This window comes from Brevibacillus sp. HB1.4B (genome assembly GCF_013284285.1).
Lineage (GTDB): Bacteria > Bacillota > Bacilli > Brevibacillales > Brevibacillaceae > Brevibacillus > Brevibacillus porteri.
The window spans coordinates 87,294-110,559 of the sequence record NZ_JABSUT010000011.1; the positions used below are offsets into that span (position 1 = coordinate 87,294).

Genomic DNA, 23,266 nt, shown 5'->3' on the forward strand with positions numbered 1-23,266 from the left:
GGACCCAGGCAGGTCTTTCCTTTGCAACAGTTTGTGCAATCACGATACTTGCTCCTTCGCCATTAAACGATTTGCGAGCTGCAGGCCCACCATGATGGTTCTCATGGAGCTTTCCGAGCAATCAGTCAGCCATTTCTGCGCATGCATGAACGCTTCCTCCAACGTAGACGGCATCGGCAAAATACTCGTGTACGCATCAATTCCGTGCTCATAATTGAGTCGGGCACCTTTGCCAACAGTCCCCACCAAAGCCACTACCGGCAGGGCATGCTTTTTCGCTCGCTTTGCCACTTCCACAGGAATTTTTCCTCGCGGTGTTTGAAAATCAATGCTGCCTTCCGCCGTAAACACAAGGTCTGTCTCTTGAAGCATCCGATCCAAATCAATGTACTTCATGATGATGTCGTAGCGTGGATACAGATTCGCACCCGTCAGCGCATGCAGACCGGTACCCAAGCCACCCGATGCACCACTGCCCGGCCTCTCTCTGACGTCGATACCGAAGTCTCGCTCGATGATAGCCGCGAATTGTTCGAGTGCTTCTTCCAGCTCAACCACTTGCTCCGGTGTTGCTCCCTTTTGCGGGCCAAACACGCGAGCGACTCCGTTTTCCCCACACAGCTTGTTAAACCAATTGCAAGCCACATCGATTTGCACCTGCTTGAGTCTTTTGTCCATGCCGGAAACTTCGATTTTCGTTACTTTTGCCAGCGAGATTCCGCCTTCAATACGGATTTCTTGACCACTTGCATCCAAAAATTTCGCGCCAAGTGCTTGCGCCATGCCTGCCCCGCCATCAGAAGTACCGGAATCGCCGCAGCCTAGCAAAATACGATCTGCCCCCATGTCCAGCGCCGCTTTGATCAATTCACCGACGCCATGTGTCGTCGTTTTGCGCGGATCACGCAAGCTTCTTGGAACCAGTCGCAGTCCCGCTGCTGCCGCCATCTCAATCACAGCCGTTTGACCTGTCGTCTTTGATCCGAATATCCCGAAATGGGAAGGAACCTTTTCTCCTACGGGGCCAGTTACTTCCCTATCGATAATCGAGCCATTCGAAATTTTCACAATCGCCTTTGTAAAGCCTTCTCCTCCGTCCACCATCGGCAGTGTCTGTACTTGGGAGAGCGGGAGTACGCGCAGAATTCCTTCTTTCATGCACTCAGCTGCCTGCTCGGCATCTAAACTTTCCTTAAAGCCCGAAGGCACAACGAGTATACGCATAAAAACAACATCCCTTCTCTTTATTTGAATTTGCTTTCGCATTGGTCTCACTTGAGTAAGACCAATACTAAGCTTCAAAAAAGAGAAGGGAATAATAGGAAGATGAGAAATTGATGAGAGAAAAGTAAGAAGAACGTTACGATCCTAAGCGTTTCGTTTTCTGCGCAGTTGATAATAGGTCACAGCCAAGGCGAGCGCCAAAACCGTCCCCTTAATAATATCGTAAGCGTAATACGGCAGATTGAGCATCGTCATGCCGTTGAGCAGCACCCCGATCAGGATGGCTCCCACAAATGTACCGAATACGTTTGGCTTTCCTGCACCGAATACGGAGAATCCTACGAAAGCAGCCGCTACTGCATCCATCAGCATAGAGCCGCCACTACTCACCTGCCCGGTACCGATCCGCGCTGCCAAGAGCATCCCACCCAAGCCTGCAAAAAGAGCGGAGAGCACATAAGCCAAGGTACGATAGCGATTCACAGGAATCCCCGACAGACGGGCTGCTTCCAAATTGCCGCCTGTCATGTACAGCATCCGTCCCTGTCTCGTATAGGTCAAGTACACATGCGTGATCGCGACAAGTAAAAAGGTCAGGATAACGGGAACCGGTACAGAGAGAATTTCCCCTTGGCCCAGCCAGAGGAACCATTCCTGGAATTTTCCCGGAGCCTGTGAGCCGTCCTGCATCGGCATGTTTGCGTAGATCGAGTAGCCTTGGGAATACGTCATATGAATACCGTTGACGATGTAGAGCATCGCCAGCGTAGCCAGCAAATCAGGAATGCGGATTTTCACGACCAGGAAGGCGTTGACCAGCCCGACGAGCAGGCTGAGTACAATCGGAACCACCAGTGTCGTAAAGACTCCTTGTTCGTACCAAACCATCATCGAAGCAGAAACGACTGTGGTCAATGAAACTGTCGATCCTACAGACAAGTCAAAGCCTCCGACAATCAGCGAGAACGTAACGCCAATCGCGACAAATGTCACAATCGAGATGGAGCGAAGAATGTCCGTCAAGTTGTCGTACGTGAAGAAATACGGGTTGGTCAAACTGAATAACAACATGACAATGACAATGACGGCAACCGTTCCGTATTTATAAACAAAATCAAATAAGCTAAACTTTTTATCTGCCACGTTATTCACCTCCGCTTGTGTAGTACATAATCAGCTCTTGTGTTGCTTCCTCGCGACTCAATTCCTTCACGATTTTGCCCTCGAACATGACGAGAATCCGGTCTGCGATCCCGATGACTTCCTGAAACTCACAGGAGAAATACAGAACGCCCTTTTTCTGCTCGGCGAGATTTCCGATCAGACGGTAAATATCGCTTTTCGCGCCGATATCCACCCCTTTTGTCGGCTCGTCAAACATAAAGAGGTGAGCGTTTGTATCCAGCCATTTGCCGATAGCGACTTTTTGCTGGTTTCCGCCGCTGAGAAAACCGACCAGCTGCTTGATATCGGCTGTTTTTACACCAAGGCGCTGCACCAGCTCTCTTGCGTTAGCCGCTTCCGTCCCTCTTTTGATAAAACCGAGCCAGGACTTCTTTTTCAACGAGGCGACAGACAGGTTGTTCTGTACCGACTCCTCTACGAAAATTCCTTCTTTTCGCCTTTCCTCCGGGACGAGTACGATCCCTGCATCGACGGCGTCTTTTGGCGAGCGCAGTTGGATACGTGTTCCATGCAATCGAATGGCACCGGCCTTTGCCTCATCCGCACCGAAGAGCAATCGGGCGAGCTCAGTCTTCCCTGCCCCAACCAGACCGACGACACCCACGATCTCTCCCTCGTGAACTCGCAGGTCGACTCCTCGTACTTTGCCACCAGCCACACCTGCCGCCTCAAAAATCGTTTCGCCAATCGGCACTTCCATCTTCGGGAACTCCTCGTCAAAGCTTTTGCCCAGCATGTTCGCGATCACTTCGTCCATATTGGTCTTCGCCGTGTCTGTGGTCACGACATGTTGTCCATCGCGCATGATGGTGATCCGATCACAGATTTCAAAGATTTCCGGCAACCTGTGGGAGATATAAATGATCCCGACTCCAGCATTTTTCAACTGCGCAATGATTTGAAACAGACGTTCGCTCTCCTTTGTGCTCAACGGCGCTGTCGGTTCATCGAAAATGACGTACTTCGCCTTTTGAACGGTAGCCCGTGCAATCAAAATCAATTGCTTTTCCGACAGCGTACATTCTTCGACGAGCATCCTCACCGGAATAGAGAAGCCGAAGTTTTTTAAAATCTGCTCCGATTCGTTGTACAAGCTCTGCCAGTTGATTAGTCCCTTGGTTTTCGCCTGGACGAGCTGGCCCGCCAATATGTTTTCAGCAACGCTCAAATACGGGATCAAGGCGGTGTCCACTTCCTGATATACACATTGAATGCCCTGTGCTTTGGCGTCCTGCGGAGATTGAATCGACACGGCCTGTCCATCGATGGTGATCGTACCTCCATCTGCCTGATACGCTCCCGTGAGAATTTTCATCAGGGTACTCTTTCCCGCACCATTAGCACCGAGAAGTGCATGAACCTCTCCAGCGCGCACCTCAAAATCGACGGATCGCAGGGCAGGAACCCCAGAAAACTGCTTCGCCATCCCTTTCATCTGCAATGTGGACATTTTTCACACCTCCTGTTTACCTGCGTGTTCCAACCTCTATAAGGAAAAATCCCGTTGACGGATACAGATCAACGGGAAAAGCCAATTTGGTTCTTACTTGCCCCAATCTTGTACGTATTGGGACAGGTCGCCCATCGTTACTTTCTTATCCTTCGGCAGGTCTTCCTGTTTCACCAGCACTGGATTCAGCTTCACGTTGTCTGGCACTTGCTCGCCTTTGATTTTTTGGAACACGGTTTGGGCATGGATGCGCCCGATATTGGATGGGTCTACCGCTGCCGTCGCTGTCCAAGGAGAGTTTTCCGCCTGGATCATTTGCAGATCCTCATCGCTCAAATCGATGGAGTATACTTTGATTTCCGTACGGCCTGCTTGCTGGATGGCACGTGTCGCCCCTTTGGCAAATTCATCCCATGCCGCCCATACTGCTGTGATGTCGCCTTTGTTGGGATACTTTTTCAAGATCGCTTCCATCTGCGTTTGTGTATCGAGTGCCGTATTATTGGTAGCAGAACCGAATGCAGCAATCTCTTTGATGTCCGGGTATTTCTTCTGGAAAGCTTCATACGTCACTTGGCGTTTTTCCATAGGCGCAAAGCCAGCTACCCAAATTTTTACGATGCTGCCTTTGCCATTTGTATCTGCAGCCAGCTTCTCCAGGCTCAGCTCTGCCAACTTGTTGTCATCCTGCGCCACAACTGGCACACCCGGAATGTTGATGTCTGTATCAAACAGGACAACCGGAATTTTTTTATCCACGGCCTTTTGCGTACCCTGCTGCAACGCTTCTGCCGTACCATGGTCGATCAGAATGCCATCAAACTTTTGGTTCACAGCCGCATCGAGGTTGGACGCCATTTTTGCCAGATCGGTATCCGCGTTGAATACGGTCAACTCACCGCCGTTTTTCTCCACCTCTGTCTTCACGCCATTGATGTATTGTGCGGAGAACGTTCCTACGTTTTGACGCATGATTAATGCGATTCTCTTCGCGTTCTCCCCACCTGACTGGTTCGTGCTACCGGTTCCGGTGCTTGTTCCTCCGCCGCATGCCGTAACGAGAACGGACGCAGCCACAATAAGTGAAGTCAGTAATCCCAGTTTCTTTTTCATCGCAAATGTTCCCCCTTTTTCTCTTTGAAAACAAATGATAAAAGCAAAAAATCCTCTTTCACAGAGAAAGAGGACAAAAATCGACAAGATTCTCGCCTCTTATCTGTCAGGTATTCTACCTGTTGGAGTTAGCACCTTGGCTCGAAAGAACACAATCTCTCGTGCTAGGTTGCCGGGCTTCATAGGGCCATTCCCTCAGCCATCTCTTGATAAGAGTAGTTTCTATTTTCGGAACGTTTGTATAAGTATATACAGAATATAATCTGGCAATTACCTATCTGTCAACTAGGTTTACCGAAAGAATTTTCTTGATAAATATTCCAGTTTCTTCTGTAACAACGAGAGGGATTTTGTTGTGTCTTGTCGAATTATCGTAGATTGATACAAGCCTAGCAAATATTTGCGATGGGGATGCTACATGAGTCTATTAAAAGAAGTTATTCTTCAATGGTTTTTCGCCATTATCCCGTTTGTGTTTTTCAACATCTATTACCGTGACAAAATGAGGAACTACAGCCGTTCCTTTATTGTCTTCACCAGCTCAGCCTGCATGTTTCTCGCGATGACCTTCGCCCCGAGCGTCACCAATGGCATGTTCTTTGATATCCGACATGTCATCATTCTTTTCGGACTGGTTTATGGCGGAATCGAGATTGCCTTGCTCCTTCTGATTGAAGCCTTGGTTTATCGGTACTACCTAGGTGGAGAAGGAACATGGGTTGCGCTGCTGATCCTTACAGTCAATTTTGTCTTGTCACTCTTTTTGTATCGACACTACAAAGCCAGTTATCGGAAAACACTGTATCTTTTTATGACGAGTGCGATTTTTTCTACGGTTGCTTTAGGGACTACTTATTACTTTTTTCCCACGTATGTAACTCAACACCTCGTTTACTACACCATAGTGATTCCTATTCAGAACTTTTTCGGCCTCTGGTTGTTAATGTCGCTTTTCAGCAAATGTGTTTCGGATAAGGAGCTGTTTATTCGCCACGCGCAAAACGAAAAAATCCAGACGATGAGCCATGTTGCTGCATCGCTCGCACACGAGGTCCGCAATCCGCTGACAGCTGTCAAAGGCTTTTTGAAATTAATACAGGAATCCCCGGAAAATTTGGTGAAAATCGATCAATACATTCGCATCAGTCTCGACGAGATCCAACGGACAGAAGCCATTTTGACCGAATACCTTGCGATTTCCAAGCCGCTCAAGGAACGACATGAGATCATTAATGTTAGCGAGCATCTGCATGCCATCCGCGAAGTGATGCTCCCTTTTGCCAATATGCACAACGTAGAGCTTACGCTGCAAGACTTTGAGAGACCTGTGACGATCAAGGCCAATCCAGACGAGTTCAAGCAAGTGTTGGTGAATTTCATCAAAAATGCCATCGAGGCGTGCTCGGATATTTCGGACGGAAAAGTCTCCCTAGACTTGCTCATCGAGCGAAACAAAGCACTGTTGGTCATCAAGGATAACGGTGTCGGCATGGATGCAGGACAGATCAGCCGTCTTGGAACGATTTACTTTTCTACGAAAACAACTGGAACTGGTCTTGGTTTGACGTATTCCTATCATGTCATTCATGCGATTGGCGGAACGGTCAATGTATCAAGCAAGCCACGAGTAGGAACCAAGTTCACCATTATGCTCCCATATAAGGCACAGTAACTTCTTGCAGGTTTTGCAGAGGGACTGTGCCTTTTTCCATTCGAGCGCTTGCCCATGAACAAGGTGACCAGCAGTAATAAAGGAATAATCGTACATACGCGCCCGATGACGAGCATGCTTTCTCCGAATCCTTCCACGTTTGTCCCTCCCCTCACGCTTTACTATGCAATTTCTGGGAGGGCATTATGCCAAAACAAAACACCAGGAGTCTCCCCCTGGTGTCTCTCTTTATTCGTATGGCAGCCATTCTCCCGTAATGGCATCCACATCCCCATTGCTCTTCAGTATCTCTGCCGAATAGACCAAGAGCGGTTGCTCTTGAATCCTATTGTTTTCAAGCGGGAATAGATAGCGGGGACTGAGCCGTTTATGTTGAAGATAAACCTGCGCCGCCTCTTCCGCTGAAATCACCTTGGACGCATCTGGGAAGGCATCCTGCTCATGCGGGAATGTCAACCTTGCCCCGATAATTTCTCCTGTCTGCCCGTCGAGCATGACCTTATAATACTGATCACGCACCAAAACGCCGTTTACTTCCCGGAAAAAGTTCAGTTCAACCTGTCTGCCCATCACGTAAATTTGCTCCTGCATCCGAACAGACTTCACCCTCGTATCCAAATACGGCTCCAAAAAGAAGATCGCACGCTCCTGCAATTCTGCGACGGTGAGTGTCGTATCACCTTCTTTCAGCTCAGGATAAGAAATCTTGAACGCTGTCGCCCGACTATCAACGGTAGTCAGCTGCATGATTCGCTGACCTTTTTTGGCAACGTATTCCCGTTCGTTGTCTCCCATCATATAAGCGGGCACATTGCTCCCCGTAAACGGATAGCCCTCTACCTTCTGACCGAAAAACTCCATGGCAGCCGCAGCCTCTTTTGCCGACGCAGCCATTGCCTTCTTGCCCCCTGGCTTGACGGCGATACTGTCGCTAAAGGACTCCCCACCCCACAAGGTGGTTTTCACTTCCTTGCCTGTCTGCGCGTCAAGATACCCGGAGAAGTTTTCTTCATAGCGAAGGACGTAGTCCACATCCTTCTTTCCAACTCTTTGATACGTCAACTGCATGACTTCTGCAAGCCCACTCTCGGCTTTTTTCGGCGAAGGTAACTCATCTATGGCTTGAAACTGCCCGATGTCCAGATTGATTCCCGTTGTATCGCCTGAATTGATGTAGCCAATCTGACCCACATCGTTCATGCCGATCACATAGGAATCGCCTTCTACCTGTACATCATTTACGTAACGTTGCAATCGGACGGCGGCGTGCGAAACGGCATCTGCTCCCTCTTGCGTATCTAATGGTTCGAACCGATACTGCTCCATATTTTTACCCAGGAATGATTCCATGAATGCCTTCGCCTGTTGTTCTGTTCTCTCCTTGGAAGGCGCTCCCTCGATTTTCTCTTGCCCTGGAATTTTCTCTGCATCGAATCCAAGCAAGGCCCCGCTTTTGGCGTCTAGCTTCGCTCTGGCATATAGTGACACTTCTGTTCGTTCCTTATTGCTGAACGTGCGAAAATCTATGTTGTATACCTCTCGGGGGGCTTTCGTTACATAGACCGATTTTTCCGCTTCCCGAAATGGAGGATATTTCTCGTAAAGCTTTTCCAGCGTTCTGATCGCCGCTTGGCTTAACTCGCCTTCTTTTATTTCTGTCGATAAGAAAGAGCGGGGAACCAATTGCGCTTGTGATTCAAAACGAGATTGTGTGAACAACTCCGGAGTTACACCCAGCATCCATACTGCTGCTGCCACCGTTGCAGCGGAAACCGTCCATGTCGCCAGCTTGATGCCGACTCTATTCGGACGATTCATTTTTTTGCGCGCCCGTTGCACCAGCTTGGCTTCCAGCGCTTCTACGAATTCGCTCCTCGGCTCCGCATCCTTTGACTGGGGAAGAGCCGCGAAGAATTGCTCGTCATTTGGAGTATTCATTGGCCAACCCTCCTATCCAGTCGACATGCAAAACTTTTTTGAGTTCTTTTGTCGCTCGGTGAAAATCTACACGGACTTTGGCTTCGCTGGTGCCGAGGATTTCTGCTGTTTCCCGGATACTGTAAGCCTTGATGCCGCGTAAAATCAGTACATTCCGATGATGTGGCTTCATTTTCTGCATCGCCTGCTCAATTTCCAGCTGTTCTTCCTTGGAAGCCAGCTCCGCTTCCGGCCTACCTAGAAGAGAAGGCAGCCCTTTTAACAATTCCATGCCAAAGAGCGTTTGCACCCGCCTCTTCCGGTAATCATCGATGGCGACATGCTTGGCAATATGCAAAATCCACGTCTTCACACTGGAACGCTCCTCATATCTGCCCAAGGCATCCAAGACCCGGATAAACACTTCCTGCGTCAAATCCTCCGCATGCTCGCGCTTCCCTGTGAAGTAGTAGAGGTATTGATAGACATCTCGGTAGTGCTCGCGATAGATCGCTTTGATCCGCGACTCGTAATCGATTGTGTCCTGCACTGGATTTCCTCTCCCTGCTCCCTACTTGATGGATTGACCCGTAACTGCGTCAACCTTTCCGCCTCTTTCTTTCTGTTCATAGACAAGGACAGGTGTTGCCTGGTACCGTCCGTTAGAGGAAGGAAATACGTAGCTCAGTGTAAGCGGATTGGCTGTCAGCAATGCTTGTACGGCTTGCGCGGGCCCTACGACATTGGAGGCATCATCATAGGATAATTTACCAGTAGCTTCTGGAAAACCGGCGGATACAATGTCTCCCGTATGCATGTCAACTTTTACCGAATAGGTCTGGCCCTCTACCATAATACCTTGGTGTACGGGGAAAAATAGAAACGTTTGCTTGCCTTCTTCTTTGTTAATCATTTGTGGTACCAGCTCCGTTACTTCTGCGTCTACAAACGGTTGCAGAAACGCCACTGCTTTTTCCTCGGCAGCTGCCTCTGTAAGCACCTTCTGCTTTGGCGGGTTTTCTAATACATGAAAGTACGTGATCTGATCATTCATTGTCCTCACCAAGAACCTTTTGTTGCCAACCACGGCATCATACTCCTTTTCCCCTTCGAGAACTAGAGCACCTTTGGTCATTTTAAACACAATTCCTTCAGGCAATGGAATAAAAGTGGAGAGTGCGGTGACTATCTCCTCATTTGTTTTGGCGAAGACCCGCTGGTTTCCAGGCGTTACCGTGATTGGTTTCCCATACTTATTTTTCTTGGTCCATCCGGACTCTACCTCGGCTCCTGATCGTGCATCCAAATAGCCTGTGAAAATTGGGCTGTAGACAGGGCGAAAGCCAGCGGTAATGTCCTTTGCTTTTTGCTCATAGCTGAGGTGCAGCAGGTCTCCTACATGCTTGCCGATTTCATCTGGTTGCTTAACCCCTGACGGAGCGGCGAATTTGCTCGTGTCCATCTGCAATCCTGTTGCTTCGCCTGCGTTTATATAGTCCAGCTTTCCTGCGCCATTGATCGCCACTACGTACCAATCTTCTTTTACCGGAATCTGATTCACGACACGGACGAAGCGTACGTTTGCTACGGCCTCTGTGCCCTCACCATCAACGGTTACCTCTTCTATCCGGTATTGCTTGATGGCGTCACCGATGAAATCCTTCAGGATTTTCTGCGCTTTTTCTTTTCCCATCGCTTCCGTAGGCCGCGCAGTAGGTTTCTTTCCGGGAATATCCCGGGCAGAGAAGGACAGTAGTGCACCGCTGTTTACATCGATTCTGGCATCCGCATACAGGGATACCTTCGTCCGCTCCTTGTTGCTGAAGATGCGGAATTGGATGTGGATGACATCTCGCATCTGATTGTTTCGCGAAATGGTTTTTTCCGCGTTTTTCAATTCCGGGTAGTGTTTGTTTAGCTTGTCTACGGTTTTCTGGACTGCTTTGCTCAACTGGAGTTGCGTTGATGTGGCTGTCGCGGCTTGTACGGTTACTTGTGGTTGCGTAACCCACAATGGGCTTGAGAAGAGCAAAGCAGCAGCTCCTACTGTGATCATCAGCTTTTTGGTTGCGTATGGTTTCATTTTGAATATCCTCCTGGCTTCCTCTTTTTACGTTCTTAGCCCAATAGTCGAAAGCGAAAGGGAAATGTTACAAATGAACCCAAAATTTTTATAGGGAACAAATGGATTTTTTCTCTGAGTTGAATGTCCAGAATCGAGGTTTTCGTACTTCGTTCTTTCTTTTGGAGTTTCTTTTGCTGCAAGGGAGGTCGGTCCTAGTGATTGGCCCGGAAGCAAGAAAAACTCGATTTCCCCGGACTGTTGGGTAGATCGAGTTTTTGCTTTATGTCGTTTGATGATTAAAAAACCCACGCACATATGAGATCGAAAGCCACAAGAGCTGTTACCACCATGAATATTTTCGAAAAGCTAATCTTGCCTCCTGTTTCAGCATGTTTTCCATAATCTGATTGAAATCCCAATAGGTTTAAAAACCCATTTATATAGGAAAACAATATCGTAAATACCCCTCCGAGGATTGATTCCAACAGGTTAGCCCCTCCCGTTACTTCTTGTTGCACTCCCTTTGAAGAAATGTCATTTTTTTCTACGTACGATCTTCACGATTGGTTTCATCAAAATAAAAAAAGGCCAGTCAAGCCTTTGACAGGCAGCCTAGCCGTTGCGAGGTTTTGTGAGCGACATCCTTTACCCGTTCAATCAAATACTGGAGTCGTTCCTCCTTCAAATCATACGTAACAATTCCAATGCTTAACGCCCCGATTACCTTTTGGGTGTAATCAATCACCGGTGCTGCGACGGACGCCGTATTTTCCGTCCGCTCCGCAAAACTGACCGCATGACCAGCTGCTCTGATCTCCTGGAGCTTGTCCATAAAAGCAGACACCTGCTCTTCACCCACCAGCTGCACTACGGTTTGTCGTGCTTCTTCCATAGACATATGTGCCAGCACGACTTTATTGGCCGCACCAATATGCATCGGAATCCGTAAGCCTAATTGGTCGTAGATACGGATATTGTGCTGACTGTCTACGCGATCGACAACAATGGATTCGAGTCCGCTAGGCTGACTGAAGTAAACACTTTCGTTTACTTCTCTGGCGAGCTCCTCGATCATCGGCTTGATCACCTTCCGATAATCGATCCGATCGAGCACGCGTAAGCCGAACTCCATCCATTTAATCCCCAATGTATATTGCTTGGTCGCAGCATCCTGCTCTACCAGTCCATGCTTCATCAACGTGTACAACAGTCGATAAATGGTGCTGACCGGGAGCTGGCATTCCTTCGCTAAATCATTGATCGTCCACCATTTTCTATGCTCATCCGACGAAAGTGCCGTTGCAATCGCCATCGCTCGATCAAACGATTGAATCACGGTCATCCCCCCTTTTCTATCTATCTTCTCACATGAAACTATGTTAAACCATTTGCTCTAATTTTGTGAATCGCAAAAAAACTCCATTGTGGAATCACAGATTGACAGTCAGAAATCAGAATGTGTAAACTAATGGTGAACATTTCGAAATATGAATAATATTCTGTAATGTGGAAAAAGGGAGGCAACTATGTTCCAAGGCAGCCAATCCATGGTCAAAAAGATGAAAACCGTCATCATCAAGCATCCCCATCAAGCATTTATCAGTCAAGAACATCTCGATCAATCGTGGAAAACCTTCAACTATACAGACCGCCCTGACTGGGACCGCGCTCTGCATGAATACGCCAAATTCGAATCGATTTTGCGCGAGCATGTAGAAAACGTCCTGCACTTGCCACAATCCGATAAAACAGGACTGGATTCCATTTACGCCCATGACCCGGTGAAAATTACTTCCAAAGGGGCAATCATCCTCAAATCTGGCAAGGAGCTCCGTCAGGGAGAAGCCGAAGTATACAAAGCCTTTTTAGTAGAAAACAACATCCCAATTCTGGGACAGCTCACAGGCGACGCGTTGTCAGATGGCGGCGATCTCGTATGGCTGGATGACAAAACACTCGCGATTGGCCTTGGCTTCCGTACGAACGAAGCGGCTATTGCTCAAATTACGGAAATGGTCAAGGATTTTACAGATGAAATCATCGTGGTACAGCTCCCGTATGATCGCGGTCCTGCGGAATGTCTGCATCTGATGTCGATTATCAGCATGGTCGATCATGATTTGGCAGTCGTCTACTCCAAGCTGATGCCAGTATTTTTCCGCCAACTGCTCATCGACAGAGGCATTCAGTTAATTGAAGTACCGGATGATGAGTACGATAATCTGGGCAGCAATGTTCTCGCCCTCGCTCCACGAGTGTGCATGGTCGTGGCAGGCAACCCGATTACCAAACAACGCCTTCTCGATGCAGGTGCGACTGTGTACGACTATGAGGGCGAGGAGATTTCTTATAAGGGAACAGGTGGACCTACTTGCCTGACAAGCCCGGTGGAACGCATTTAGCGGGTAGATATACTTGATAGTAGACCATCAAGGTCAAACTGTACCCCCATTGTTAGAGCATTAACGATTGGAGGTGCAGTTTTTTATGACGAAAAAGTTTCCTTAAGCAAAAACTTTGTTGCCTGAGAAAGAATCTTACCTTAAACTAAAATCATGAACATAACGACTACTACGTGCACTTTTTTTTACCTTCATTTTTGCCCTAAGCCAACAGTTTGTCCTTAACGAAAAAGGAGAGTGAACATCATGCCATCTATCAGCATTCCTTTGTCTGATGCCTTGATGGGTAGCCACATCTGTCTGGATCGTATTGACGTTCAGGGTATACTGCGCAGGCGATTGCTGGATCTCGGCTTCGTCCCCGGCAACATCGTGGAAGTCATGCAAAAAAGTCCGCTAGGCGATCCCATCGCCTTTCGGGTAAATAACACGATCATCGCCCTGCGCAAAGAAGAAAGCTCCCTCATATTCGGGGAGTACGTGGGAAGTGACGAAAAATGAATTCTTACACGATTGCCTTAGCAGGAAATCCGAATACTGGTAAGAGTACGTTGTTCAATACATTGACGGGGCTTCGCCAGCATACGGGAAACTGGGCAGGAAAGACAGTCGTAATGGCTGAGGGAGAATTCTCTCGGGGAAATACGACTTTTCGGATCATCGATTTGCCAGGTACGTATTCCTTGTATTCCAACTCGGCGGATGAAGAAGTGGCGAGAGATTACATTATCTTCGAGCAACCTGACGTCACCATTGTGGTACTGGATGCAACTTCATTGGAACGGAATCTCAATTTGGCCTTGCAGGTATTGGAAATGACCCCTCGTGTTGTCGTATGCATCAATTTGATCGATGAGGCGAAAAGGCTTGGCATTCGTATTGATCTGGAAAAAATCTCGCAAAGATTAGGCGTTCCCTGTGTATCTATTTCCGCCAGAAATCATATCGGGATCGAGAATTTGCTCGATCAGGTGGAGAAAGTAGCGAACGGAACCATCGTGCCCAATCCTGTACAGATAACCTACAGTGATCAGATTGAATCCAAGCTGGCACAGTTGGAGCCGCTCATCGAGAAAACCTTGGGTAGCCGTTTTCCGACAAGATGGATCGCTCTGCGATTGTTAGATGGAGATGAAAGCTTGTTGCGAACCTTGAGAGAGCGCATGCAAGATCCGGCTACAACTGCAAGAAAGGAGCCTTTGACCCATGGCCGAACCGTTTGCCACTAATGCTTCTGATTCCCTTGATGCGCTTCTTTCCGCATCCCGGAGCTCAGTGGAAGGAAGTGCGATTCGAGACACGATTGTGAGTGACATTTACCGCACCAGTCGCAGTATTTGTAAGGAAGCTGTGACATACGAAGACAAGCAAAAGCTTTCTAGTGCATATAAGCTGGATAAAATTGTGACGTCCAAAATATGGGGCTACCCCATCATGCTGGCGATTTTAGGCGCGGTATTCTGGATCACGATCGCCGCTGCCAATGTTCCATCCGGAATGCTTGCGGACATGTTCGGTGTTGTCGAGGGTTATCTAACTGCTGGCTTTCAAGCTGTACATGCACCTGATTGGCTGCACGGGATTCTGGTTCTCGGATTCTTTCGCGGTACCTCATGGGTTGTCAGCGTCATGCTCCCTCCGATGGCTATCTTTTTCCCAGTCTTTGCCCTGCTCGAGAACTTCGGATATCTGCCGCGTGTCGCGTTCAACATGGATCGTCTGTTTAAAAATGCAGGAGGACACGGAAAACAGGCATTAACCATGTCGATGGGGTTTGGCTGTAACGCAGCTGCCATCCTTTCAACCAGGATTATCGAATCTCCTCGGGAGCGAATGCTGGCGATTCTGACCAATAATTTCGTCCCGTGTAACGGTCGCTGGCCTACCTTGATCTTATTGGCGTCTCTATCTATGGCGACCAGCACGACCAGCGGATGGCAATCTCTGATTACTGCTCTTATCGTCATGGGTATGGTACTTTTTGGAATCGTTATCACTCTTACCGTTTCCTGGACGCTATCCAAAACAGCTTTGCGCGGAGTACCGACACACTATACGTTGGAGCTGCCCCCTTACCGCCGTCCGCAGATTTGGAAAACGATCCTCATCGCAAGTAAAGATAAATCGTGGAGCGTACTGAAAAGGGCCGTCATTGTAGCCGCCCCTGCTGGTATCATCACTTGGGTATTGGGCAATATCTTTGTCGGTGGGGATAGCATCCTTGCCCATATGGCTGCTTTTTTTGATCCATTTGCGCAAATCATTGGTCTCGATGGCTATATTCTCATGGCCTTTATTCTCGGCTTGCCCGCTAATGAAATCGTGCTGCCGATCCTTCTGATGGGGTATATGTCCTCCGGTGCCATGGTGGATGTGGAAGGGATCTACAATATCAAGGATGTCTTCTTACAGCACGGGTGGACTTGGTTGACAGCACTCAACATGATGCTGTTCTCTCTGCTTCATTACCCTTGCGGCACAACCTTGTTTAATATTTACAAAGAGACGAAAAGTGTGAAATGGACAGTGCTTTCTGCACTCATTCCGCTCGCCATTGCGATTGGAGTAACGTTCTTGACTGCCCAGGTGACAAGGGCACTCGGTTGGGTGTAAAAAACAGTAAAAAGCCTTTGCACAATACCAGACCTCCTGGTTCGTGCAAAGGCTTTCTTATTTTGTAATAGGTATTACACCTTTAAGGGGAAATCTCTCAAACTCCAGTCCGCTCATCTCCAGCTGATACGTATCCTGTTTCGGTACCTTGTAAGTAAGCGAAACGGTCTCCAGATTCTCTGCGACAATAAAATCCTTGTAGTACTGACCATCTACACGCAAGTTAATCTCTTCCGGTCCCTTGTTCGGGATGACGATGAAAAGCTTGCCTTTGTCATAATACACCTTTTCTATGTTCAGCTTTTTCTTGTTGCCAAATGGAATGCTTTGCGGATATTTGGTATTCCGATCCAGCACGATGTTTTCTCTAATGGACTTATTCGCAGATACCTCGTCAAATCGAAGCTCGAGTTTTTCCGGTACGTCTTCAAAGAAGAGCGATGGGAAAAACTGCATGGTATACTTGTCGCTGCCCTGAACCCGGGTAGCATCGCCACCTCGAACCCGTTCCAGATTCTCATTGATTCGGTCATCCATTGCCGGATATTCCTTTCCATTCCCATCTACCAGCTTCACATTCTCCAAGCGATACAGCTCGAATCCATCCTGCAAAGCAGCTTCCAGCTCCGCTTCCATCACCGTCGGAGAAGCTACTATCTGGTTTACCTTCAGACTCGTCAACAGGCTGTCTGTTTCTAGCACAGCCTCTACTTCTGCGTCCGGTTGAATTACTTTTTCCGCTACGGTGACAGACTTTGGAAGAGGCAACAATAATTCTGCCACCACTGCATCATCTTTTCGCATATCTACAATTTGCACAGGCAAGACGGGCTTCGTCTGATTCATGAACTCCCGCATTTTTTTCTCGTCAATTCGGTAATTCGGTGTGATGATAAGATAATGCACACCATCGATTAATTGAAATTCTTTCGGAGCATGCCCTGTTTCTATCAGCCCCCCCAAATCTACACGAAGACTCCCATAGAGCATCTCGCTTCTTGTCGATTCATCCGGAATTCGCGCGATCTCCTCCATTTTTTCACCGGAGATTAACAGCGTAAACGTAATCCGTCTGTGATCGACCATGGCATCCCTGATCTGATAAACAAAACCGTCCTTCTCCAATTTCACCTCAGGCAGAATCGGATAGCCATTTTTCAAAGCATGCATGAAACCTTCATCTGGTGTGATCCATTCAAAGGATTCCTGTCCTCTCTCTGCCCCCGTCAGTCCCCACGAGCTTCCCTCAAAGGGCTGAACAATCTGGAAGAACAAAGTAGCAGCAACAGCTACTCCAGCTGCCCAAGAGGTTACCTGCCAGCGACGGCGACGCTTCTCACGCTGAATTTTTGTGAGTACTTCCTGCTCGAATTTTTCCAAATGAAACGGATATTTTTCACGAACGGATTGCTTTGCTGATTGGCTCCATTCTTTCCACATGCGATCGTCGCTCATCCTTTTACCTCCTTCGACATGGTCTCCTTCAATTGCTTCCTGGCTCGATGCAAACGCGTACGGACGACCTCCTGCGAAACCGCGAGAATGTCCGCCACTTCCGCAATCGACAGGTCTTCGTAATAATGCAGGAGAATGACTTGCCTGTACTTCGGTGCAAGGGATTGAATGTACGTGACGACTTCTTCCCGCTTCACCCGGTTTATAATCTCTTCCTCTACCTGATTGTTTGCCTGCCGATCCATCAGGTCGCCCAAATGATCATCCATCGTCGGAAAAATGTTGCGAAACGACCACGACCGAAAATGCTTTTTGCTTTCATTCATCGCAATCTTGTAGAGCCAATGCTTGATCTGTCCGTCCCCGCGGAACTGATCGAGATGCCGATACGCTTTGATAAACACGTTTTGGGTAATATCGTCCGCCAAGGCATGATTCTTTACCGTGAGACTCACCAGATGAAAAATCTTCTCCCCGTATTGCTGCATCAGCCATTTCAGTCTGGCTTCCCGTGTAACCTCCAGACTCGCTGGCATTATTTCTGCTTCGTTCAACCCGTTCACCTCATCCGTTGATTGCTTGCTATTAGGTATGATCCGTCTCACGGCAAAAAGGTGACAGAAAATGCAAAAAGAAACCGCTGTGGTTTCCACAACGGCTACTTCGCTGTTTATTCTTCCTTTTCCAAAAACCAGACCTTTTGGATCGCTCTATAAAAAATGCTGCATCCAAATATTCGGCTCGATATATACGACTTCTTTCTTTTCTACGTCAACCTGCACGGGAACTAATGCGTCTGGAATGATGTACGAACCGGACTCCGGGAATTTCATCCCTGTCCAGCCTTCCCATTGCGTCAAGCTTCCTCTGATCAGCATGGATTCCGGCGCCACCTGCATGATCGTCGCTCCCAGTTTCCAATGTGTGCGCACCCACGGATCAAACGGAGCGGCATCGGTCGTTTTCCACTGAACATACTTGTCCATTGGCGTGAGCGGGTACTTGTGCTTGAGTGATGGACGTACAGGCGCTACCAAGTACGCCAAACCATTTTCCTTGGCGATATCCTTCATCGCCGTAACCATCTGCTTGCTGAGACCGAGGCCGCGATAGTGGGGATCGATGGAGATAGAGAGTGCCGATAACGCGTTTGGCTGTTTTTCTTGGCGATAGTCTTCAATCCCTTGCAGAAAGACATCATCCCAGCCTTTTGGCAGCCCTTCCGCAGTGCCATCCCAGTAAAATGGAATCGCATTTCCTACAGCCATCAGCTTGTCAGCCTCGTCCGTCAGCATGAATTGATAAGGAGAGAACCAGTCATACAGATGACCGTAATATTCGTTAGCCACTTCGTCATTCAGCATGAAGGCAGACCAGCTTGCTTCGATTAGTGCATCAGCTTGATCGTTTAGATCCGATCTTTGTGCGAAAGTGTAGATGTTGTATGACATGCTTAGAATCCTCCTACGAACTCAGATGTCTATCTTCCCATCTATTCCCTATTCGTTTTTTTTCGACATTTTCCTCTTGCGGTGTGTCACACAATCGCTCCCATGATCGTTATATGGTCAAACCAAATGAGGAGCTGATTGGCATGAAAGAACGAACATGTGTGATTGTCGGAGGCGGGTACGCAGGTATCAACGCGCTAAAAGCCGTTCGCGATACGTGCAAAGGACGCCCGATCCGCTTCATCTTAATCGATAAAGAGCCTCATCACCTTCGCAAAGTCCTGTTGTTCAAACCAGCTGCTGCCAAAACGGATATCTCGATTCCGCTAAAAAGCCTGTTTCCAGAGGGCGTCGAATTCGTACAAGGTACAGTCACATCGATCAAAGGGCAAGAGAAAACCCTCTTATTTCGGAACAAAAATGGTCAAGAGCACGCATTACCCTACGACATGCTCATCCTGGCAGTAGGAAGCATCATTCGCCAACCGGAGCCAGAACAAGGCGGCATCGCTTTGACGGGCGTCGAGACGGCCGAGGCGGTTCGGGAAAAGTGGCTTGCCAACATGCGCCAAGCCGTCCATGAGAAGCAGCCGTCCGAACGCGAGCGATTGTTGACCATCGCCGTTGCAGGAGCGGGCATCAGCGGGATGGAAACCTCCGCGGAGCTGGCTTTCGCTATGCACGAGGAAGCGAAGAACCTCGGCATCCATCCTGATGAAGTCAAAGTCTATCTCATCAACGCACAAGATCGTTTGTTTACCGAAGGCCCTCCCAAAATGGGGCGCAAGCTGGAGAGTGCACTCACGGATGGCGGTGTAACCATTTTGCATGGTCAAAAGGCACTTCATGAGCAGAATGGACTCGTAACACTATCTGGAGGCCGCACGCTTGCTGTCGGACTATGCTTCTGGTCGCTCGGATTGCAACCCAATCCCGCATTGCGCAGCATGGGCGTGCCACTGACCACACACGGCCAGGTGGTCGTCGATGAATCCTATCGTGTAGCGGAAACGCCGGGGGTGTACAGTATTGGCGATTGTGCACGCATCGTAGATCCAGCCAGCGGGCAAGCAGATACGATGACATGCAAGGAAGCCTCCGGACAGGCGATGCGTTTGGGCAAAATTGTGCTGGCCGACTTGGATGGCACCCCTGCCCCCGCACACAAAAGCTACATGGACATTTACTGCGTCGGACTCGGCCCTGAACGCGGAATGGTTTGGACGAGAAAATGGGGACTCGATATCATTTTGACAGGGAAATTGGGGTGGAAGCTTCGCCAGTTCACCTGGAATGTTGCCAGCATGATAAAATAGGAAAAAATAGGGACGTACGAAGACACAAGAGGAAGTGACACAGCCATGGAGGCTCTGTACAAACAATATAAGGGGCTCATGTTCCACCTCGCCTATCAGATGCTCGGCTCGGCCACGGATGCGGAGGATATCGTGCAGGACGTATTCGTGAAGGCCCATGCTGTCTCGCTGGAACAGATGCCCGAACCGAAGGCTTACCTGTGCAAAATGACCACAAACCGATGCCTCGATTTGTTAAAATCGGCCCGTAAAAAACGGGAGCTGTATACTGGACCATGGCTACCAGAGCCCATCTCTACCCCTGATGCAGACGGCTATGATTCTGTCATTACCAAAGAGTTGCTATCCTACGCAATGCTCGTCCTGTTGGAGCGGCTATCTCCCCCAGAACGAGCGGTGTTCGTCCTGCGAGAAGCCTTTGATTTCCAATATGATGAGATTGCCGAGCTGGTTGGAAAAAGCGAAGCGAATTGCCGCAAGATCGTTAGTCGGGCGAAAAAGAAAATGGGGATGGACCCTGAGGCACCTCATTTCACCCCAGAAAAAGAGCTCGGCGAAGAATGGATCGGCCGTTTTCTGTCTGCGCTGGAGCACGGAAATGTTGAGACATTGCTCACTCTGCTTGCCACAGATGCCGTATTGCTCTCCGACGGCGGCGGCAAGGTCACCGCAGCCCTGCATCCGATCTTGTCTGGCAAACGCGTGGCTTCCTTCTTACTCGGCTTGATGCGCAGCTTCTCGAAGCGTCCAGATTTCTCTGTAGAGCTCGCACCTTTGAACAACGAGACCGGGTTTGTGATCAGACAAGACGGCAAGATCGACACCGTGGTGTTTTTGCATATCGAACACGGAGTTATTCGTAACCTCTACTTTGTCAGAAATCCTGATAAGCTAAGATTCATCGTGTCGTAGTCATCAAAACGAAAAGCCACCATGATCAGGTGGCTTTTTTTGTATGTGTATCGATCGGTCTTATTCGACGTTTACCTCAATCGTCACTTCTTTTCCGTCGTAGCTGGCTGTCAGTGTTGTATTACCAGTAGAAACTGCCGTCACTTCACCATTGTCTACAGTTGCAACCTCAGGATTTTCCGATACCCATTCTACCCCTTCGGAAACCAATTCTGTATACCCTCTCTCATATTCGGCATGAACTTGGAGGGTAAAGGTCTCTTCTGGAGAAAGACCTAGTATATAACGATTCAGCTTTAACTGTTTCGTCTCTTTTTCATCGACCACCAAAACTTTTGCTCGCATGTACTTATTGTCGTACTTGGCAGTCACATAAGCTTTTCCGTTCTTTCCTGCTCTGACCTCACCGTTACCAAACACTTCTAGTACATCTGGATCGCTAGAAGTCCAAGTGGCTTTTTCTGTTACATCCCTACTACTCTTGTCCCGGAAGAAAGCTGTTAGGGTTAACTGCTTCTCCTGTTCTGGTTCCAACACAAGCGTTTGCTCGGACAATTCGATAGACTTGACAGTCAATCCCGAAATGCTCACCGGAATCGTAAGCTCCTCCCCTTGATACTGGACGGTAATGATAGATTCGCCTTCTGTTTTCCCAGCAGTAATACGTCCTTTTTTCAAAGAGATCAGATCATTGTCGATGTTGTACGTAGTTTCTTTGTCTTTCGAAATATCCTTGCGCTTTTTGCCGTCTACCACATACACCTTGAGGTTTTTAGACTGATTTGGCTTTATCGTCAGTTCCTCAGGGGACGCTTCCAGGGTAAAGGTTACTTTTCGCTTCACGGTCACTTCTGTAGTTGCTGTCTTGTTCCCGTCGAGGGCTCTTACGGTAATCACTGTCTTCCCTGCGCTTTTTGCTGTTACGTTGCCTTCCTTGTCTACCTCTGCGACTTCAGGGTTGCTACTGGTCCACTCTACAGCTTTGTAGGAAGCGTACGTTGGCTGGATCGTAGCATGCAGCTGGACAGGCTCATCCCCGAGTGTCATAGTGAATGCCTCTTCCTCCAGTGTTACTTCAGAAACCGGATAGTATGAAGGCTGCGGTGGTGGCGTCGGCTTATTCACGACGTTCACGATGCGTGTGACAACGTCAGCATTGTTCCCAGCCGAATCTTTTGCGTGATACTTCAGTGTGTACGTCCCTGTTTGGATAGGATCGATGTGACCTTGGACCTCAGCCTCCAAGCCACTTTCTCGGTCTGTGATGGTTACGCCAGGATCAGTGAATGGGGTTCCTTTGTACAGCGTCATCGTCGCATCGCCCTTTAAGGTAATGACCGGTGCTGTCTTGTCGATGCGAACCTCCACTTTTTCCTCTTCACTCATTTTTTGCGAACCGTTAACCTGAACAGCGACAAGCTCTGTGATTCCTTCGGTCGACACTTTTATTTTGTCGGTGTATGTTTGCCAGGAGCCATTGTTCAGCTTGTACTGAATGGTATTTCCCAGCTCACCCACCATGGTTACTTCCACATCCTGATTCGTCCAGTCGTTATGGCTAAGGGTCATGACTGGCTTGGATGGAGTAGCTTCGACAGGCGTAATGGCGTTGGAAGGTGCAGAAGGAACGGATTCCCCTATTTCATTTGTTGCGGTGACTGTAAATGTGTACTCCGTGCCATCGCTCAATCCTTCAACGGTAATCGGGCTGTTTGTCCCGGTAGCCGTCAAGTTTCCAGGATGGGAGGTAACCGTGTAGCTCGTGATTCGTTTTCCATTTGGATTACCAGACTGGAAACTTACAATGGCACTGTTTTTTTCGAGCGTTGCCTCCACATTTAATGGGGCCTCAGGCTCTTTGAAGTTGAATAAGCCAAATTCCATAATATTTGGATTGTAACCATCATTCGTATCTGTAAAATTGACTCTGACATAACGACTCTTAACAGGAGCAGACAATAATAGAGATGTATTGTATGACTGATTTCCTTTTACTTTCGCATTTACATCTGGAATATCAGAAAAATTGATTCCGTCACTGCTTATTTGTAAGGAATAATCCTTGTTACGATCAATCGCTGCTTCTACTTCCCATAAACGAAACTCAGTCTCTTCCCCCAAGTCTACCTGGAACCATCCCGTACGACCTGTATCACTTATCCAACTGCTCTCAATCCCCACCTGACCATCTACAGCTTTGTCTGGTGAATAGGTTTGATAGTGCCCGCCGGATGTAACGGTTTTCCCAGTAGCCAAATTCTCTGCTCCAAAAGCCGCAAAAGCAGGACTCTCGATCCCCAACGTCAGAAGAACGAGACAAAGGAAGGTAGCCAATCCTTTTCGAAAATGGAGAGGTTCTTCCTTTCGCTTCGATTCTCTGTCTTTTTCGCTAGTCATTTTTATGCCTCCTCTTGTACTTGTAGTCGGCACCTAGCGTATCAAACGATTCTCACAAAAATCTCACAAACCTCCATCGAAATCAGCTACCTTC

Annotated in this window: 19 protein-coding genes and 1 riboswitch; of the genes, 7 read left to right on the forward strand and 12 right to left on the reverse strand. The window is 48.4% G+C overall.

The annotated features are described in order from the left end of the window. Positions 1-39 precede the first annotated feature (39 nt). The 4 genes from HP398_RS23995 to HP398_RS24010 form a co-directional block, all read right to left on the reverse strand. Positions 40-1,224 (reverse strand): glycerate kinase, encoded by a 1,185-nt coding sequence (locus HP398_RS23995; protein ID WP_173623848.1) that lies wholly within the window; start codon positions 1,222-1,224, stop codon positions 40-42. Between the two features lie 144 nt (positions 1,225-1,368). Further along, positions 1,369-2,367: an ABC transporter permease gene (locus tag HP398_RS24000; protein ID WP_016741326.1), complete on the reverse strand. Its 999-nt coding sequence runs from the start codon at positions 2,365-2,367 to the stop codon at positions 1,369-1,371. A 1-nt stretch (position 2,368) separates the two neighbouring features. Beyond that, positions 2,369-3,859 (reverse strand): sugar ABC transporter ATP-binding protein, encoded by a 1,491-nt coding sequence (locus tag HP398_RS24005; protein WP_173623849.1) that lies wholly within the window; start codon positions 3,857-3,859, stop codon positions 2,369-2,371. A gap of 93 nt (positions 3,860-3,952) precedes the next feature. Next, entirely contained in the window at positions 3,953-4,972 is a 1,020-nt protein-coding gene (locus tag HP398_RS24010; RefSeq protein WP_026043340.1) for a sugar ABC transporter substrate-binding protein, read from the reverse strand. Positions 4,973-5,068: 96 nt separating this feature from the next. Further along, a riboswitch (SAM riboswitch) is annotated at positions 5,069-5,188 on the reverse strand. Positions 5,189-5,390: 202 nt separating this feature from the next. Between HP398_RS24010 and HP398_RS24015 the strand changes: the two genes are divergently transcribed. Beyond that, the gene (locus HP398_RS24015) at positions 5,391-6,644 is read left to right on the forward strand and encodes an ATP-binding protein (RefSeq protein WP_173623850.1); all 1,254 of its coding nucleotides are present in this window, start codon (positions 5,391-5,393) and stop codon (positions 6,642-6,644) included. A gap of 228 nt (positions 6,645-6,872) precedes the next feature. Here the strand turns inward: HP398_RS24015 and HP398_RS24020 are convergent, their stop codons facing one another. The 4 genes from HP398_RS24020 to HP398_RS24035 all read right to left on the reverse strand — a co-directional run bounded on the left by HP398_RS24020 (position 6,873) and on the right by HP398_RS24035 (position 11,962). Further along, positions 6,873-8,582, reverse strand: coding sequence for a hypothetical protein (locus HP398_RS24020; protein WP_173623851.1), 1,710 nt, complete (start codon positions 8,580-8,582; stop codon positions 6,873-6,875). Continuing rightward, positions 8,566-9,111: an RNA polymerase sigma factor gene (locus tag HP398_RS24025; protein WP_173623852.1), complete on the reverse strand. Its 546-nt coding sequence runs from the start codon at positions 9,109-9,111 to the stop codon at positions 8,566-8,568. The genes HP398_RS24020 and HP398_RS24025 overlap by 17 nt, the downstream gene beginning before the upstream one ends. A gap of 21 nt (positions 9,112-9,132) precedes the next feature. Next, positions 9,133-10,644, reverse strand: coding sequence for a hypothetical protein (locus HP398_RS24030; protein WP_173623853.1), 1,512 nt, complete (start codon positions 10,642-10,644; stop codon positions 9,133-9,135). Between the two features lie 574 nt (positions 10,645-11,218). Then, positions 11,219-11,962 carry an IclR family transcriptional regulator gene (locus HP398_RS24035; RefSeq protein ID WP_017251792.1) on the reverse strand — a complete coding sequence of 248 codons (744 nt, stop codon included), beginning with the start codon at positions 11,960-11,962 and terminating at the stop codon, positions 11,219-11,221. Between the two features lie 190 nt (positions 11,963-12,152). Here HP398_RS24035 and HP398_RS24040 point away from each other — a divergent pair, with 190 nt between their 5' ends. The 4 genes from HP398_RS24040 to HP398_RS24055 all read left to right on the forward strand — a co-directional run bounded on the left by HP398_RS24040 (position 12,153) and on the right by HP398_RS24055 (position 15,641). Next, positions 12,153-13,028: a dimethylarginine dimethylaminohydrolase family protein gene (locus HP398_RS24040; RefSeq protein ID WP_173623854.1), complete on the forward strand. Its 876-nt coding sequence runs from the start codon at positions 12,153-12,155 to the stop codon at positions 13,026-13,028. A gap of 246 nt (positions 13,029-13,274) precedes the next feature. Continuing rightward, positions 13,275-13,529: a FeoA family protein gene (locus HP398_RS24045; protein ID WP_017251790.1), complete on the forward strand. Its 255-nt coding sequence runs from the start codon at positions 13,275-13,277 to the stop codon at positions 13,527-13,529. Next, positions 13,526-14,257: a FeoB small GTPase domain-containing protein gene (locus tag HP398_RS24050; RefSeq protein ID WP_173623855.1), complete on the forward strand. Its 732-nt coding sequence runs from the start codon at positions 13,526-13,528 to the stop codon at positions 14,255-14,257. Before HP398_RS24045 ends, HP398_RS24050 begins: the two co-directional genes overlap by 4 nt. Next, complete coding sequence (locus tag HP398_RS24055) at positions 14,235-15,641, forward strand: nucleoside recognition domain-containing protein (protein ID WP_173623856.1); 1,407 nt, start codon at positions 14,235-14,237, stop codon at positions 15,639-15,641. The genes HP398_RS24050 and HP398_RS24055 overlap by 23 nt, the downstream gene beginning before the upstream one ends. A 57-nt stretch (positions 15,642-15,698) precedes the next feature. Here the strand turns inward: HP398_RS24055 and HP398_RS24060 are convergent, their stop codons facing one another. The 3 genes from HP398_RS24060 to HP398_RS24070 all read right to left on the reverse strand — a co-directional run bounded on the left by HP398_RS24060 (position 15,699) and on the right by HP398_RS24070 (position 18,547). After that, on the reverse strand, positions 15,699-17,096 hold the full coding sequence (locus HP398_RS24060) for a hypothetical protein (RefSeq protein WP_173623857.1): 1,398 nt from the start codon (positions 17,094-17,096) through the stop codon (positions 15,699-15,701). Next, positions 17,093-17,650, reverse strand: a complete 558-nt coding sequence (locus HP398_RS24065; protein WP_017251786.1) for a sigma-70 family RNA polymerase sigma factor — start codon at positions 17,648-17,650, stop codon at positions 17,093-17,095. The genes HP398_RS24060 and HP398_RS24065 overlap by 4 nt, the downstream gene beginning before the upstream one ends. 156 nt (positions 17,651-17,806) lie before the next feature. Further along, positions 17,807-18,547, reverse strand: coding sequence for a GNAT family N-acetyltransferase (locus HP398_RS24070; RefSeq protein WP_173623858.1), 741 nt, complete (start codon positions 18,545-18,547; stop codon positions 17,807-17,809). 143 nt (positions 18,548-18,690) lie between these two features. Between HP398_RS24070 and HP398_RS24075 the strand changes: the two genes are divergently transcribed. Both HP398_RS24075 and HP398_RS24080 read left to right on the forward strand, forming a co-directional pair. After that, entirely contained in the window at positions 18,691-19,863 is a 1,173-nt protein-coding gene (locus HP398_RS24075) for an NAD(P)/FAD-dependent oxidoreductase (protein WP_173623859.1), read from the forward strand. Positions 19,864-19,908: 45 nt separating this feature from the next. Then, positions 19,909-20,775, forward strand: a complete 867-nt coding sequence (locus HP398_RS24080) for an RNA polymerase sigma-70 factor (protein WP_069851763.1) — start codon at positions 19,909-19,911, stop codon at positions 20,773-20,775. A 60-nt stretch (positions 20,776-20,835) separates the two neighbouring features. On the opposite strand, the gene HP398_RS24085 is transcribed toward HP398_RS24080, so the two are convergent. Continuing rightward, positions 20,836-23,172, reverse strand: coding sequence for an Ig-like domain-containing protein (locus HP398_RS24085; RefSeq protein WP_173623860.1), 2,337 nt, complete (start codon positions 23,170-23,172; stop codon positions 20,836-20,838). Positions 23,173-23,266: the final 94 nt, after the last annotated feature.